The sequence below is a fragment of the uncultured Aliivibrio sp. genome (assembly GCF_946479765.1).
Taxonomy (GTDB): Bacteria; Pseudomonadota; Gammaproteobacteria; order Enterobacterales; family Vibrionaceae; genus Aliivibrio.
The window spans coordinates 1-18,076 of record NZ_CAMLHO010000055.1; the positions used below are offsets into that span (position 1 = coordinate 1).

6 protein-coding genes are annotated in these 18,076 nt (G+C 40.4%); 2 read left to right on the forward strand and 4 right to left on the reverse strand.

Going from position 1 to position 18,076, the window contains the following annotated elements:
- Positions 1-7,801 (forward strand): VCBS domain-containing protein (locus Q1K78_RS15025; protein ID WP_300180595.1); only part of this gene is annotated, 7,801 nt, incomplete at its 5' end.
- 89 nt (positions 7,802-7,890) lie between these two features.
- On the opposite strand, the gene Q1K78_RS15030 is transcribed toward Q1K78_RS15025, so the two are convergent.
- From Q1K78_RS15030 to Q1K78_RS15040, 3 genes are read right to left on the reverse strand one after another with little or no spacing between them, the layout of a single operon-like run.
- A complete protein-coding gene (locus tag Q1K78_RS15030) occupies positions 7,891-9,183 on the reverse strand; it encodes an HlyD family type I secretion periplasmic adaptor subunit (protein WP_300180598.1) in 1,293 nt (430 codons plus the stop codon).
- On the reverse strand, positions 9,180-11,243 hold the full coding sequence (locus Q1K78_RS15035) for an ABC transporter transmembrane domain-containing protein (protein ID WP_300180601.1): 2,064 nt from the start codon (positions 11,241-11,243) through the stop codon (positions 9,180-9,182). The genes Q1K78_RS15030 and Q1K78_RS15035 overlap by 4 nt, the downstream gene beginning before the upstream one ends.
- Complete coding sequence (locus Q1K78_RS15040) at positions 11,243-12,865, reverse strand: ABC transporter transmembrane domain-containing protein (RefSeq protein ID WP_300180603.1); 1,623 nt, start codon at positions 12,863-12,865, stop codon at positions 11,243-11,245. The genes Q1K78_RS15035 and Q1K78_RS15040 overlap by 1 nt, the downstream gene beginning before the upstream one ends.
- A gap of 140 nt (positions 12,866-13,005) precedes the next feature.
- Between Q1K78_RS15040 and Q1K78_RS15045 the strand changes: the two genes are divergently transcribed.
- Positions 13,006-15,528, forward strand: a complete 2,523-nt coding sequence (locus Q1K78_RS15045; RefSeq protein ID WP_300180606.1) for an HD domain-containing phosphohydrolase — start codon at positions 13,006-13,008, stop codon at positions 15,526-15,528.
- A gap of 61 nt (positions 15,529-15,589) precedes the next feature.
- On the opposite strand, the gene Q1K78_RS15050 is transcribed toward Q1K78_RS15045, so the two are convergent.
- Positions 15,590-17,911 (reverse strand): zinc/cadmium/mercury/lead-transporting ATPase, encoded by a 2,322-nt coding sequence (locus Q1K78_RS15050; RefSeq protein WP_300180609.1) that lies wholly within the window; start codon positions 17,909-17,911, stop codon positions 15,590-15,592.
- Positions 17,912-18,076: the final 165 nt, after the last annotated feature.

Consider the following 18,076-nt stretch of genomic DNA (forward strand, 5'->3'; position numbering starts at 1 on the left):
GAGTGTGACTGATGTCGATACTGGCGAAGCACACTTCTCCAATAGCAATATTATTGGGACATTAGGTACGCTGCACTTAACTGATAATGGTAGTTGGACTTACGATCTAGACAATACTAACCCAACCGTTCAAGCATTAAGCAAAGGCTCGACAGCTACTGATACTATCACCGTTCATTCTACCGATGGCACACCACATCAAGTAACGATTACGGTTAATGGCACTAATGACAAAGCGGTGATTGGTGGCTCAAATACTGGTGCGGTGACGGAAGAATCTCAACTTCAGACTTCAGGAATACTGAGTGTGACTGATGTCGACACTGGCGAAGCACACTTCTCCAATACCAACATTATTGGGACGTTAGGTACGTTGCACTTAACTGATAATGGTAATTGGACATACGATTTAGACAATACTAACCCAACCGTTCAAGCACTTGGGCAAGGTCAGCAAGTAAAAGATATTATTAATGTTCAGTCAGCCGATGGTACACCCCACCAAATTTCAATAGTTATAAACGGTCAAAACGATGCAGCTGCCATTACGGGGACAACCACAGGTGCGGTAACAGAAGATCGTATCAATGGTATGCAATGGTTGTTAACAGGTGGGAAAATGCATATCTCCGATAGCGATTCTGGAGAGGCTAAGTTTGATCCTGTAATACATGCACACAATTATACGGGTATTGGTTATACCTCCGCACTTGGTGCGGAGGTCATCGTAACTCCGGACGGTGATTGGCACTACCAACTTGATAATAATATAACTCAAGTACAGTCTCTAGGTCAGGGGCAGTCCTATATCGATAAAGTCACAGTGCACACTGTTGATGGAACCATGCAAGAGCTACAAGTCACCATAACGGGTACCAATGATGCGCCTACCGTTACTGGTAGTCGCGTATTGCCTGCGGGTACCGAAGATCAAACACTACATATCACTCAAGCTCAGCTCCTTGCTGGTACGAACGATATTGATAAAAATGATGCAGGCACTTTGCACGTAGATGCTGTAACCGCTGATCACGGTACAGTAACGAATAACCCCGATGGCTCATTTACTTTCCATCCAGACAAAGATTATAACGGCCAAGTTCACTTCACTTATAACGTAAAAGACGCTCATGGTGGCTCAGCACAAGCAACGGCGTCGACAACGCTTGCTGCAACATCTGATTCAGCCATCATTAGTGAAGTATCGACTGACCACGTCACTGAAGATGGTTCACACAGCAGATACAATGCGGGGGTTACAACTGAGCTCGCGAATGGAAGACTACAAGTTGTGGATCCAGATAGCGGGGAGAATAAATTCCAGTACAGCCAGTTTGGTGAATCAGCAGTTCACGATCCGTTTGGTGGCATGTTACGTATTGATAGCATGGGCAATTGGGGGTACAGCGTTAATAATGCCAATTTGCAACACCTTGCTCAAGGGCAAACTGAAACCGTTATCTACCGTGTTCATAGTTATGATGGAACGGCATACGAGTTGCACATAGACGTTGTAGGCACCAATGATGCGCCAACCGTTACCCAAGTAGCACTCAGTAACGGCACTGAAGACACGCATTATCAAATGCAAGCGAGTCAGTTTGGGTTTACGGATGTTGATAGCGGCGATACGCTACATTCCATTGCAATCACAGATCTACCACCAGCAACACAAGGTAAGTTTGTACTCGATGGCCACGATATTACTGCGGGGCAACACATCCCTACAGCTGACATCAGTAAGCTTCAGTTCGTCCCTGCGCAAGATTTTAATGGTGATGTTCAGTTTAAATATACTGTTAACGATGGGCATACCGACTCTACAGAGGCTACAAATACTCTTCATTTTGATGCCGTTGGGGACGTAGCAGTAATCACTGGAACTACAACGGGCGATGTCGATGAAGGACATGGTAGTTTCGGTGATATGTCACCAGATTACGCACAACCTGGCATGGCGAAACTAGGACAATCTGCATTAACGGTTGATGGTAAGTTAGATATTGTTGACCCAGATACGGGGGAATCTCAATTTGACGCTAAAGGCGGCGCTTGGAATAACTCCTATCATGGACAATACGGGCACTTATTGTTAAACAGCGATGGTACTTGGCATTACGACGTGACCGTTGGCAGCATTGATTGGGTTGGTAATCGTAAAACAACCATCGGCACTACCATTGATGAACTGGGTGAGAGTCAAACCCTCACCGACACCATTACCGTTTATTCTAAAGGTGGCACAAGCCACGACATAGTAATTACCATTCACGGCGATAATGATAGACCTTATATCAGTTCTGAAGTCACACTTGCCACAGGTACAGAAGATACCGCGCAAACATTAACCACTGCCGATTTACTTACTAATACTGTTGATGTAGATGCCAATGATGCTGGTAAACTTACTATTGAAAACTTAGTTTCCGATCATGGATCACTCTTAAATAACAAAGACGGTACATTCACTTTCACACCAGAGAAAGACTATAACGGTGTTGTTCATTTTAGTTATGATGTTAAAGATGCACATGGTGGTGTGACACATACAGGTGCAACTACCACACTGGCAGCTGTGAATGACAACCCAGATACACAACCAGTTATTGATAGCATTACAGAAGATACAGATACACATCATGCGGTTAATTTATTAAGTGGTGCTACCGATGTAGATGGTAACTCGCTATCGATTAGCCAAGTCCAAATCACTTTTGAGGGAAAAACAGGTCCATTACCAAAAGGGGTTAGTTTTGCAAATGATGGCCATACCCTCGTTATAGATAGCCACAACCCTACTTTCCAACACCTAAGTGCAGGTCAAAATTCTGATATCGTTGTGCATTACATGGTGGATGATAACCATGGTGGGCAAACTGCAGCTATAGCAACCATCACCATGGTCGGTACGGACGATAAAGCCACCCTCGCTTCAAACGTCATTCAGATGACTGAAACACAAGCGATTGATAGTCAGCACCATATGTTCAGAGGAACACTTCAGCTTATCGACCCTGATAGCGGCGACAATACACACTTTGAATACAGCGGAACATATTTAGGTAACGGGTTCCCACCTGGTGATCTCACTGTTCACCCTGATGGGTCTTATCAATTTATCTTACAGTCCGCCAACAATCGCTATGCAAATGACCATATTGCTAGTTTACAAACTGGCGAATCGATGCAGATTCCTTACGAAATAAAAACCAGCGACGGGCAATCACTGACAATCATGGTGAAAGTGATTGGAGAAGATAATCAAGCAAGAATTGAAGTTGCCCCCGGATCAAGTTTCACTGAACATGCCTTTGAAGATCGCACTTCAGTAAGCACTCCTAATCAAATATGGAGTGGCGGAAATTTACATGTGATCGATCCCGACCATGATCAAGCAGGTTTTATTGCACAAAATATAGCAACACCTGAAGGAGGGAATTTTTACATCAACCCTCGCGGTAACTGGGCTTACACTATCGACAACGCAAAAGTTCAGCATTTGGGCCAAGGCGAATCTTACCAAAAAACATTTTCTGTTGAGTCTATCGACGGTAGCGCACATCAAGATATTACCGTAACGATATATGGCACCAATGATGCGCCAGTTGTTTCCGCCGAAATACGCATAGCTTCGGGCATTGAAGACACTAGCATGCAACTGAGCACTGTTGAGTTACTCGCCAACGCAACTGATGTTGACCACAATGATATTGGCCAATTAAGTATTGCAAATTTAGTCGCTGATCACGGCGTCATTATTGACAATAAAGACGGCACCTTTAGCTTCAGCCCTGAGAAAGATTATAACGGCCAAGTACATTTCAGCTATGACGTAAAAGATGCACATGGCGGTGTTACGCATACTGGCGCAACGACCACATTAAGCGCAGTTCAAGATAACGCAGTCATTACCGGACAAGACAGTGGAGATGTAAAAGAAGATGTTAATGTAGGCCCTGTAGTAGCAGGCAATGCAAATATGATAGAAACGCATGGTCAAATCCATATTAGCGATCCTGATGCAGGGGAAAATCATTTTCATGTTAAGAACTATGGTTTTATTAATGATGCAGGCCACCCTGAACTTCATCCTATTATTAGTTCGTTAGGCGGATATCTTAGTATAGGCTCAGATGGAACTTGGTTTTATAGAATTGATACAAGAAAAAGTGTTATACAAAACCTAGGTGAAGGCGAAAGTACAACTGACACAGTAACAGTCACATCGATAGATGGTACTAGCCATATTGTTACAGTGACGATTCATGGAACAAATGACGCACCTTATTGCAGCTCAGAAGTCCAATTAAGCTCGGGCACCGAAGACACGGATATTATTCTTACATCAGCTCAACTTCTAGCTAATGCCAGCGATATAGATGCTAACGATTTAGGCCTACTCAGTGTTGCTAATCTAAGCGCAGATCACGGTAATATTGTTGATAACCACGATGGTACCTTTAGTTTTACCCCTGCAAAAGACTATAATGGTCAAGTACACTTCAATTATGATGTGATAGATGGGCATGGTGGTTTGGCACACACTGGAGCAAGTACCACACTTTCAGCAGCTCAAGATGCGGCAATAGTAAGTGGAGACGTTACTGGCGATGTTTTCGAAGATCATAACATTTATTCTCAAAATCATATTGAAGTAACCGGCCATCTGCTTATTACCGATCCTGATGCAGGCGAACAAGGTTTCCAATATACTCGTTCCACCAGCGTGAATGATCCCTTTGGCGGATCTTTGCATATAAGAGCTTCAGGTACTTGGACCTATGACGTCGATAATGCCAAGCTTCAGCACTTAGGGGTTAATCAGGAAGTATTGGTTACTCATCGTGTTTATACTACCGACGGCACAGCACAAGATATTATCATTAAAGTAACGGGTAGCAACGATGCACCAACCGTTACCCAAGTTGCGCTCAGTAATGGTACTGAAGACATGCATTACCAAATGCAAGCTAGTCAGTTTGGGTTCCATGATATCGATACTGGCGATACACTACATTCCATAGCAATCACAGACCTACCACCAACAACACAAGGTAAGTTTGTGCTCGATGGGCATGATATTACAGCAGGCCAAAATATTGTCATCGCCGACATCAGCAAGCTTCAGTTCGTGCCTGCGATAGATTTTAACGGAGACGTTCAGTTCAAATATACAGTGAACGATGGTCATGCTGATTCTGTAGAAGCTTCCAATACACTTCATATTGATCCTATCGCCGACACCGCAATCATTTCCGAAGTCGACACTGGCAGTATCAATGAGGACACAAACCTTCAACACAACATACATATGACTGGCTCATCAACCATTCCAAATGCCCTCGTTTGCCATGGACATCTAGTTATTTCTGATGTTGATGGCCAAAGCGAAGCAGCATTGGATCTCAAAGGTCAGCAACATATCTCACAGGATGGAGCCTATGGTCATTTCATTCTCTCAGCCAGTGGTTCTTGGGCTTACACTGCAGACAATGATAATACGCGCATTCAAGACTTAGACAATGGACAAACACTCACAGATAGCATTGAAGTCACATCAAAAGACGGTACCAAGCATTCAATTACCGTCACGATTAATGGGACCACCGATGATCCTGTTCTACACAGCCTCAGTGATTCTGGTGTTCAACATAGTGGTCCAATCGAAGGGAACCTAATTTCTGGATTAGGGACTCATGAAGGATTGAGTGGTGCAGCAACGGACACAGATTCCAACACGCATCTCGTATTGCAAGATATTCAAATAAAAGACCCCGTGTCGGGTTATGTCACGGTAACGCCCGGGCAACCACATACTATGACCGGGATCGGTACACTCGCGATCGAAGCGAATGGTCATTATACCTTCACACCAGAAGCTGGTTTTATAGGTAAAGTGCCAAGTATGGTTTATCGTGTCGGCGATGATGGTGGTAACCCAATAGGAGATTCTTCTCAAAATAAACTTACTATTGAAGTCACGCCGCCAGCACAGCATGCTCCAACTGTTGGATCTGGTTTTATTAGTTCTTTAGAAGATAAACCTCATGCGTTCACCACTGCAGACTTTACATATTCTGATATTGATGGCGATGCGTTAAACCATATCACGATTAGCAATGTCGCCCATGGCGTGTTATCGCTGAATGGTACGAAGGTGAATGTTGGGGATGACATCAGCGCATCCGACTTATCATCACTCATTTTCACCCCGACTCACAATTACTCTAGTTCCGGACTTAGCGGGCTAGGCGCGGTGAAATTTACAGCAAACGATGGTCATGTTGATTCAAAAGAAGGGTCAATACTCATTAATATAGCGAGTGTCGCTGACCCAGCAACATTCGGTGGAGACTCCACAGGGGTTGCCCAAGAAGACACGACGCTTCAAGCATCAGGTACGTTGACGGTGAGTGACCCTGATGGAACAGTAGGGTTTATCTCGGTACAAGGTGGATCTGGTATAGCAGGAAGCAAAGGCTATGGGCATGCTCATATCGATTCAAATGGGCACTGGACTTATAACTTATACAATAATCACTCAATCGTTCAACAACTAGGCCAAGGACAAACGGATACTGAAACCATCACGGTTCAATCTGCAGATGGCACGCACCATGATATCGTAGTTACCATTACCGGAACCAATGACCTACCGACTGTATCAGAGAAGCCACAAGCAGGTCATGTTGTCGGCCAACATTCGGTCGATGAAGATTCAGGTCTTAACCCCGCGGGTCAACTAATCATCAATGATGTCGATGGTGATATCACCACCGTAGCTCTAGATCCAGCACACAGCGCCGCCTATGGCCATGTTGTTTTTGATTCGCATAGTGGCACTTGGGTTTATCACCTAGATAACAACAACCCTGCCGTAAATGCGCTTAACGATAACGACACGCTGCAAGACAAGTTTACATTGCTTGTGGATGACGGGCACGGCCTAAAGGTACCACAAGAGATTACGATGACCATCAATGGTCATACCGATGCGATACCTCACGCAACATTACTTAACCCACCCAAAATATCAGGAGGTGCCGGACATCAAGATCTCCATGCAACCCTTGGTATACCCCCCATGACTCATCAAGGCACACCAAGCTTGCTCACTGGTTGGGGGATCTCAGATAGTCATGGTCATTCTGTTAATACTTTGCACGGACAATTCGGAACATTGCATATTAATCCTGCAACCGGAGAGCTTCATTATGATTACGCCCCCTCTTCTGGTGTAATAAAGACCCACTCAAGAGGAAACTCCGTAGGTACCGACGAAACGGACACATTTGTATTGACACTAGGAGGCTCTCAAAACTCTCACGTTGAAGTCCATCTACACTTACACTCCCAATCCGTAAACGGCAATAGTGGTCATCATATTGATCAAACAACCTTAACAGGAATGGATATATCACCCATATTACCGACTCATCCCGCTCCATCACCTGCCGTGCAGCATGATGAACCCGATTTTAGTAATAACCCTATAAGTGAATTATCATTCTCGGTTGATTTAGATGAACACTCGTCTGGTGCCTCAGCCTATTTAGATGCTTTAGGTATCACACCACCACCAAAGCTTACAGAACATAACGATCACCATGCGCCTACAGACCTAGATATTGTATTAGCGCATGACAATACTGATATAACAGAGGATCACTCATCACACATCGATTTATCTGATGCAATGGAACATCACAATCAAGATCATAGCCAGAATAAACATGAAGATGAAAACCACCATCATCACAATGACATTGATGGTTTGCCTGATATTGACCCTAATACCTAAAAATAACGAAACTGGATCTAAAAAGGAACGCGATTTAGCGTTCCTTTTTATTTTTGGTTAGTATTACACCTACCTATTCAGCTTGATGATTAACGCTCACCAAATGCCCGACTAACATTGGTGTAAATTGGTTTCCATAAATACTGGAAGACACTTTTTTCACCCGTTGTTATATCAACCTCGCCAGTCATCCCTGGTATTAAAGAAAAAGCGTCAGGGTTATCGCGAAAATATGACTTTTCAATAGAGACCGTAACTTCGTAATAAATATCTCCTCTTTCATTTTTACTCGTCGTTGGAGATATTTTTTCAACCTCTCCCTTTAACGCCCCAAAACGACTGTAATCAAACGCATCCACTTTAATACGTGCGGGTTGCCCAATAGAAACAAAACCAATATCACGAGGAGATAAACGAGCTTTGAAACTGGCTTTACCCTCTACTGGCACGATTTCAGCAATCGTACCTCCAGGAGTAATAACGCCCCCATTTTGAGTTGATGGGATACTTTGAACCAACCCTTTTACTGGCGATTTAACTACGGTATCTAATACTTTTTCTTTACCAGATCGAATACGAGCTCTTAATCCACTTAAATCCGCTTCTGCTTTAGAACGCTCAATATTAGCCTGAACTCTGGCCTCTGCCCCTAACTGTTTTAACTGAGCGCCAACGGTTTCCGCCTTACGTTTCAATACATTCTCTTGACTCTTGGCTTGCTGGATCTCTTTTTCGATCGAAGCCAATTTTTGCTTCATTTCTAAAACTCTTAATTTAGATATGTTCCCTGCTTTTTGCCCTTTAATCAATATGTCTAATTCTTGTTTAATCGCATTTAATTGACGTTGATAAACAGGTAACTCTGTTTGTAATCCTTCTAATTCCGCGGCGACCTGAGCTTGCTCCTTAATCACAGCACTTCTCTTTTGAAAAAATAATTCCTTCTCTGCGGCTAGTTGTTTTAACTGCTGTGAAACCTGTCGAGGGTAAAAATCAGCATATTGTGAGAAATCAGGATCACGAATTTCTACCAATGAATTTAAGCGTTCAATCGTTAATTCTAGCGCCGCTCTTTGTGCATTCAATTCATCTAATGCGGTATTCTGAAATTTAGAATCAAACTCAACTAATATTTGCCCCTTTTCAACCAACTCACCTTCAGAAACTAAAATCGATTTAAGCCGTCCCCCCGTTTCACTTTGAATGATTTGGCGCTCTCCTTCAGGAATAACCGCGCCCTTTGCTTTCGCAATTTCATCGACATTAGTAAATACAGACCACCCAATAAATAAAATCAAACATACTGCAATAAAATAGGTACTCAATGACAATAAACGAGCCGTCACTTTTGATTCAACAATATCTACATTTTGTTTATTCATAAAGATGTCTCCGATGAACTCTCTAAGTTTGATTTTTCTGGTAATGGCCCTGCATATACAAGCGCCCCACCGTCAAGCACAATGATTTGATCCGCTAGCTGTATTAATTCAGGATCGTGAGATGAAAAGACAATAGTCGACTGCCCACGACGTTGAGATAACCATTGTTGAAAAGGTTCTCTAGATGCGATATCCATCACTGGGTTATCTAACAAATACAATGGATATTCATGTAGATATAACTTTGCTTGTGATAGTACCTTTGCTTCATAGCCCGATAGAGAATGAGAAATACTTGCTACAACAGATTCATTTAACTGAGTATCTAAACCACTAGGTAATGTGGTAAACCATGCTTCACCGCCTACTTGCTTAATCGCATTAATAATAAGAACATCATCAATACTTTTGTTATCACTTACAAATTCACGAATAGTTAGCAATAATAATTCAGGCTTTGCTGAATAATACCCTAACCATTGTCGATATATTTGAGGGTCATACTGTGACAAATTATAGTTGTTAACCTTAATAACCCCATTCTGAGGTTGATTTAAACCTGCCAATAATTCGAGTAATACCGTTTTTCCACTTGCCATTGGCCCTGTAATAGCAACAACTTGGCCTGGTTCTATTTTCAGAGAGAGCCCTGAAAGTGCAGGCTTCATTTGCTGAGGAAAACGCAAAGTAATTTGTTCTAACTCAATCGTTGGATTATCTAACGGTAATGTATGATGTTGAAATGAAAAGTCACCTTCTACTTTTTGATTCATTGATTGATTGATTTGTAATTTTGCTTGTTTAATTTGAGTAAAACGAGCACTGCTATTTGCAAGCATTTGCGCAGGCCCAGTGACCCTTGAAATGAGCATCATAGTTGCAATTAATCCCCCAGCAGTCATTACTTGATTAAAAATAAGATCAATACCGAGTGCCACTACTGCCAATGTACTGAGTAACCCTAATGCATAATAAATCGAAGTGTATTTAGTCTGATGTGAATTATGAAAAAAACCATTTTTAGCCGCTAATGTATTCGTTTTTTCAAAACGCTGCATCCAAAACTTACTCATATTAGCGCTACGAATAAATGCTAATTTGCTATTTAATTCAAATAATAATGAGTAGCGTGTTGTGCCAGAAGTGGTAGTTTGATGAGAAGAGCTTGCCAGTTTTTTTTGACTGTGGTGAGCTAATCCATAATAACAAAGCAAAGAAATAATCGGGACTATAACTAACCAACCACCTAAAAAGCCGATTGCAATAATAAAAAGTAAAACGAAAGGAAGATCAAATAATGCCCCACCAAGTGGGCCGAGAAGTAAACCTTTAAAGCTTTCTGCTGTAGTTAATCGAGACATTAATACAGAGGATGGTACTGCTCTATTCACTAATAGCGAAGACCTAAAAATTCGATACAATACCATTTCAGAAATTTCTCGACTGATCCGATTAGAAATGGTTGTTAACAATTGACTACGGATCACTTTCAACAAGAGCATCATTAAAAATAATAAAGCCGCACCAATAGCAATCCCGAACAACTCATGTCCAGCATCCCCACCAATAACATGATCGTAAATTGACATCGTAATAAAAGGAATAACCAAGGTAAATACATTAGCAAAAAAGCTAACTAGCAGGAGCATAGGCACCAGTGGTTTAAATTTACTAATCCGCTCTCCTACCCAATCAGGAACATTTTTTTCTTTAGGCTGGTCATGTATAAGAACGACAATAGATGTAAGCGGATTACCACACAACGCCTCATTCTCAAACTCACCTTGTTTATAAGTTTGAAACTCATTTAATAAAAATCGACAGACTTTAATATCGTCATTATTAATATATAGTGCTGCTAAATGAAAGGTAGACGCTAACTTTTTTGAGTAAGGATGTACCGTATAAGCAATACCTAAACGATCCAATAAGATAAAGATATCATCTATATTTTCAAGTTTATTTGAAGACATCCACTCTCGACTGAAAGCATGAACATTCGTATTTACGTCTATCGCCATCAATAACTTAGCGATTTGAGATTGATAACTCTTATCCATTAACGTTCTCCTTGTAATGGCATAAGCTCCGCTCGTTTTTGAGCTAATTTCGTAAAACTCGGATGATCTGTGTTTAAAATAATGGTTTTGCCATTTTTTGATAATAATGACAGGACGGTTGCTAATCTTGTTACAGATTCAATATCTAAGGCAATTTCTGGTTTATCTAAAAATAATAACGGCACTGGTTTTGCCAACTGACACACTAATGAAACCAGTTTGATAGCTCCTTGACTAAGTTGATCACCCAATTGAGAACCGACCTTTGTCTCTAAACCATTAGGAAGATCCGCTATCACATTATTTAAACCAAGAGCTTCTATTAATGGTTGAACATCTTCCACTCTATCAACGTTAAATCCAGTTAGGTTATCTAATAAAGAACCCGAAACAAGAATTGGTCGGCTGGTAACAAGTGCCGTTTGATTACGAAAATCATAATAGTCTCCTACTGAAATGGTACTATTCCAAAGCAATTGACCATCAGCTTTCGCATCTAACCCTGATAAATTAATCACCACCTGACTAAGTAAATCGGTATCCCCACCTTTTAGGGCAATTATTTCTCCTTGATTTGCACAAAAATCCAATTGATAGCACGAACCAAAACGTTCAATGTGGTACTTATCTGTCGTTAATGACTCAAAATGAGGCAACTTTTCTGTTCTTCGCGCTTCTTGTGATGCAATATTCTTAAATAAATCTTTTACTGAGTTGTTTGCTACTTGAAATGAACTGTATTTCAATCGTAACCCGACTAGAGCGCTCATAGGAGCAACCGCTCGGCCTGATAAAATAGAGCATGCAGCCAACCCTCCAGTCGTTAATTCACCTGATAATACGGATAAACTACCAATAATAACCATAACAACCGATGTACCTAACGCGGCAATTTGAATGCACTCTTGAGCAATAGCGGTATTTCGTTCAGATTCAGCGACGGACAACCATCGATTTTGGTTTAATTGTTTAAAATATTGAAATGTTCTTGACTCTGCCGCTTGTTTTTTAACCCCTTCCAGCATGGAAAATACCACGACTAAAAAGTTCATACGGACAATCTCATTTCCTGCAGCTGTTTTTGCATGTTGATATGATTTATTTGAAAATAGCCAAACAAATAGAGCCGCGGCAACCCAAACAATAATAGGAATAAAAACAAGCCCTCCCCCAACATAAGCAACCAATGAGAGAAAAATCAAAACAAAGGGCACATCAATCAATCCACTTAATAAGCCACCAGAGTAAAACTCTTTAATTGACGATATCCCTTTTAATCCCTCTTGCAAATTGCCAGGTTTTAAACTTAAAAGTTGTTTTGATGGTAATTCGGTGAGCTGATGCAATATATAAGAATACATGCTTTTTTCTGTATTTATTGAAGCGGCTGCTAATATCCAAGAACGGACAAATCGCAGAAAAGCATCAAGCACAATAGCAATACTAGCGCCTACAATGAGTAATGTGGCGGTTCCATAACTCTGATTTGGCAGAATTCGATCATAAATTTGCAATACCACTAACGGAATCGCTAATGATAAAATATTAATAAGCAATGAAGATGGTAAAACCTTCAGCATCACTTTCTTTTGAGTAGAGTAGTAAGAAGACAACAAATCCATTTATAGTCACCCAATAATAAAGAATATAAGACAAGTCTTGGACAAAATCCTTTAATTATCAAGTAAACAGTTGGTTTTATGTGCTTTTATGCACTAAATTAAATGTTAGATGGTCAAATCAATTTTTAAAGGAAGATATAATGAGACGGATATCATTAAAAACGTACTTATTTATTATTTTTACGACTATTTTTGTCCTGTTTTCCGCACATTTATATACCTATATAAAAAGCGCTGTCACAAAGCTATCAAGTGAACATATCACTGATGTTGCCGAGCTTCACCAGCAAATTATCAGTAATAATGTAAACTTCACCATATACCAAATAGACGCATTAGCAGAAGAAATTTCTGATATGAGCTCATTGGATATTAATAATATTCCCCCATCGCTCATCAAATTTATCTCTTCCGCTTTCTCTCACTCTCCCGCATTAACTAATGTATATATCTATGACATTGAAGATAATGGTATTAATTTAAAAAATATTAATGGCACCATCGAAGCAGAATATGCAACTCGATTATCATTGGAGGAGATGTGGAAAACAAACAAAACATATACCTTCAATAATGAGTATCTTTATTTAAGCCGCTCTAAAAATACGAATCTAAAAATTATCTTACAAATATCGACTTCAATTTTCTTTAAAACAACAGACCACGAACTTGTAAATAAAAGAAATGTCGGATTTTATCTTTATGATTACCAGTTAAAAGAGATAATTTACTCTGACCATGTGCCAACTCCTTTATCTTATTCACAACTACAAGGCGTGCTACATGATGAGCATGAGACCGTGTCTCTAGATGGCTCTACCTACACAGCTTTTGTCCACAAATTAAATCGTAGCTCTCTGTATTTTGTGTCTCTCATCCCTGAAAGTGTTATTAATCATAACTTTAATACTATATCTAATGATTTGTTTTTGAATGTCATCGCCTACATATTTCTCGCGATATTGATTATATTTCTATCCTCTTCTTACATATCAAATCGATTAGTTACACTGCTTAAAAACGCGCAAAAAATAAATCACTTCCAATTTAATCAACAGAAAAAGCAAGATTCAATTGTTAAAGAAATTCATAACCTCAGCAGCACGCTTGAAACGATGGATCAAACTATTGATGATATTTTAAAAATGGTTTTTATCATTGCAAAAAGCGGTAATTTATTTCAATTAGGCGCGATTGTTGATAAAAAAATCCATAAGATTACGACAGGACACAGTTATCTTTATATCACTGATAACGAAAATACATTAAGCAGTATCGAAGGTAAGAAAAAGATCCCTATCAAGAATGAAGATCAATCTTATTACTACGATGCATCTGTCCATTACTTCAATTTACATAATGATAAGAAAAAGCTTATTGGCTGCCTACTCATTGAAGTCCCTCTTAATCATACTGTCCCTAAATATCGACTATTATTTATTGAACGTTTAGTTCAAATAATCTCAGTGTCCATTGATAAAAATAAACTTCTAGAGCAGCAAAAAGCCCTATTACTTTCTTTCACTCAATCCATTGCCTCTGCCATTGATGCAAAATCGCCTCATACTGCAGGCCATTGTCAGAGAGTGCCTGAATTAACCCTAATGTTAGCAAGATCGGCTCAAAAAAATGAAACACAGTGGAAAGAGTTTTCGCTTAGTGAACCTGAGTGGGAAGAGTTGTACCTTGCTTCTTGGCTGCACGATTGTGGGAAACTAACCACCGCAGATCATGTTATAGATAAAGCCACAAAGTTGGATATGTTTACTAACCGTATACACGAAATACGAACACGCTTTGAAGTGTTAAAAAGAGACGCAGAGATTACTTACTTAAAAACAATTATTGAGCACAAAGAGAATACGCCAGAATTAGAGAGAGATTACCATGATACGATCGCTCAATTAGATCGTGAATTTGCTTTTATTGCTGAATCTAACCTCGGTGATGAGTTCTTTAGTGAAGATAAAATCAAACAATTGGGAGAGATTTCAAATAGGCAGTTTGTAAGAACGTTAGATAAACAACTTGGATTATCATGGGAAGAGACTAAACGCCTTTCTGAAACAGAAAAAGTCACCCCTTCTATAGAGAAAATTTTACAAGATAATCACAGCCAACAGATCCCTTGGGATAAACATCACGTTGCAGATAACCGTTTCTCACTTCAACCTCACCAATTCAAATTTAACTTTGGTGAAATGTATAACTTATCAGCACAACGCGGAACGCTCACTGATGAGGAACGTTTTTTAATTAATGATCATATTATTCAAACAATAAAAATGCTTGAAGCGCTCCCTTATCCTGAACATTTAAAGAATATTCCAATAATTGCAGGTGGGCATCATGAACAAATGTCTGGCAAAGGCTACCCTTATGCGGTTCCAGCATCAGAACTCCCTGTTACCGCAAGGATGATGGCTATTGCTGATATTTTTGAAGCACTGACTGCCAGTGATCGCCCTTATAAAACGCCAAAAACACTGTCTGAATCATTGAAAATCTTGGCCTTCATGGCAAAAAATCAACATATAGATAAAGAGATATTCCAACTATTTTTAGAAGATGACGTTTACCTTGAGTACGCCCACAAATTTTTAAAACCAGAACAAATTGATGACGTTGATGTTTCGACTTACCTTACTCTTGCAAATTCATGAACAAAAAAACCGCCATTTTAAACAAATAAAATGGCGGTTTTATTTTTACAGTATCCTACGTTTATTTTTCTTTAAAGCGCAATAGACGCAGTGCATTCAACGTAACTAAGGCTGTCGCACCACTATCAGCTAAAACTGCTACCCATAAGCCAGTAATACCAAACAAACTGGTGACTAAGAATACCGCTTTTAAACCAAGCGCTAAGGTAATGTTCTGACGAATATTACTTAATGTGGCTTTTGATAGCGCAACCATTGGTGCTAGTTCTTCTAAACGGTTATGGGTTAATGCCGCATCTGCGGTTTCAAGAGCAACATCGGTTCCTCCACCCATCGCAATACCAATAGAAGCGGTCTTCATTGCTGGTGCATCATTAATACCATCACCGACCATTGCCGTTTTTGCATTAGCCGTTAATTGCTCAACGTATTTCACTTTATCTGATGGCAATAAACCCGCTTTATAGTCAATATTCAACTCTTCAGCAATCGCTTTTGCTGCGCGTTCGTTATCACCCGTTAACATGATGGGTGTAATGCCGAGTGCAACTAACTTCTGAACTGCAATTTTCGCATCAGGACGTAATTCATCTCTCCACGCTAATAAGCCAGATATTTGATCATTCACTAACACTAAAACAACCGTTTTTCCTTGTTCTTCTAGAAACGCGATTTGGCTCTCGGCTTCAGAAGTAACTTCGCCATCAAATTGTTGAGGCGCATAAAGTGCGATTCGTTTTTCATCAACGATCCCTTTTATCCCTTTACCTACAACCGTTTCACGATCATCCGCTTCAATAACCATCAAACCTTGTTCTTGTGCTTTTATTACCACAGCTTTTGCTAATGGATGTGACGATCCCATCTCTACCGCGGCTGATTGCAATAAGATACTGCCTTCAGTTTCCGTCTCAACAAGCACTCGAATATCAGTGAGAACTGGCTTACCTTGCGTTAAGGTACCTGTCTTATCAAACGCGATATTTTTAATATGGCCTAGCTCTTCTAATGCTGCGCCACCTTTAATTAACGCCCCTCTTTTAGCTGCCGTTGCCAAACCAGAAGTAATGGCTGCCGGTGTGGATATCACTAATGCACACGGACAAGCGATAAGTAGCATTGCTAAACCACGGTAAATCCACGTATCCCATGATTGACCAAACATCAATGGTGGAATAATAATAACGAGTAGTGATAACAGCATCATTGCTGGTGTGTACCAACGGCTGAATTTATCAAGAAAACGTTCTAACGGTGCTTTACGGGATTCCGCTTCTTCAATCAAATGTAAGATACGATCAATCGCGTTTTCACCTTGAGCTGACGTTATCTCGATTTCAATCACACGGTCATTAACAATCGACCCTGCCATTAATACATCACCCGTCTTTTTATCAACAGGAACAGACTCTCCCGTTAAGGCGCTTTCATCAAAAGAAGCAAACTCTGACGCTAATATTGCATCGGCAGCTAATCGATCACCTGGAGAAACTTGAACTCTGTCTCCTACTTTCAGATCGGAAGCCGAAACCTCTTCTTTAGTGCCATCTTTATTGATGCGTAGCGCTGTATCTGGCACTAAGTCCATTAACGCTTTCACGCCACTACGAGCTTTCGCTGACGCATAGCCTTCTAATTGTTCACCTAACATAAACAATAAGATAACCATGGCGGCTTCAACCGTTTCACCTAAATACACAGCACCAATAGCGGCAACTGTCATTAACGTTTCTATCGAAAATGGAGAGCCATTGATCGCTAAACGAATCGCTTTTTTACCAATTGGAATAAGGCCAAATAAACCAGCAACCGTAAATGCAATGGTCCCGAGTTCTTTGTTAACTAAATTAATACCTGTCGCAATGACTAAAAAGGCAACAAGGATGATCAATAAAATATTTTTACGCCAAAATGGTTGTGCATCACTTTCTGATGCGTTTTTTGACCCCACGTCAGATAATGGAAAACCCGTGGTTTTCGCAACACTAATCACTCGCTCAAACGCCGCTTCGTTATTCGTTCTTACCGTCAGTTTCTCTGTTGCAAAGATAACGTTAGCGTCCGTCACTTCTGGAATGGCAAGAATCGCTTTTTTTAATTTAGCAGCACAACTTGGGCAATCCATGTCAGCAATCAGCCAACTGCGAGAAAAAGTACTTGTTGCAGGAATGGCAACTGAGGGGTCTGAATCTCCAGGATCCGAACCACAACAAGAATCACTGTCACTTGACTTATCAACTGAGCTACAACAATCAGACACTGCCGATTCCGCTTTAATGCTTGTGATTTGTGGTGCGGCACAACATGATCTTGAAGGATTATGTTTATGATCGTGATTGTGTTGCTTGGTGTTGAGATCGAGTGTTTTATGAGATGTACACATGAGAATATCCTTTCTTACTGTTAGGTATTATTAACGATTACAATAACTATAAACCTTAGAGTTAACTCCAAGGTCAAGCGATAACATTAATTAATACAAAAAGAATAAGATCATCGAGTAGGGTGAGGCTTTTGCCTCATCCCTCTCACAGAACCGTACGTACGG

Coding starts and splice junctions, on each gene's coding strand:
- Q1K78_RS15030 (WP_300180598.1), bottom strand. CDS start 9,183: ATGAATAAACAAAATGTAGATATTGTTGAATCAAAAGTGACGGCTCGT.
- Q1K78_RS15035 (WP_300180601.1), bottom strand. CDS start 11,243: ATGGATAAGAGTTATCAATCTCAAATCGCTAAGTTATTGATGGCGATA.
- Q1K78_RS15040 (WP_300180603.1), bottom strand. CDS start 12,865: ATGGATTTGTTGTCTTCTTACTACTCTACTCAAAAGAAAGTGATGCTG.
- Q1K78_RS15045 (WP_300180606.1), top strand. CDS start 13,006: ATGAGACGGATATCATTAAAAACGTACTTATTTATTATTTTTACGACT.
- Q1K78_RS15050 (WP_300180609.1), bottom strand. CDS start 17,911: ATGTGTACATCTCATAAAACACTCGATCTCAACACCAAGCAACACAAT.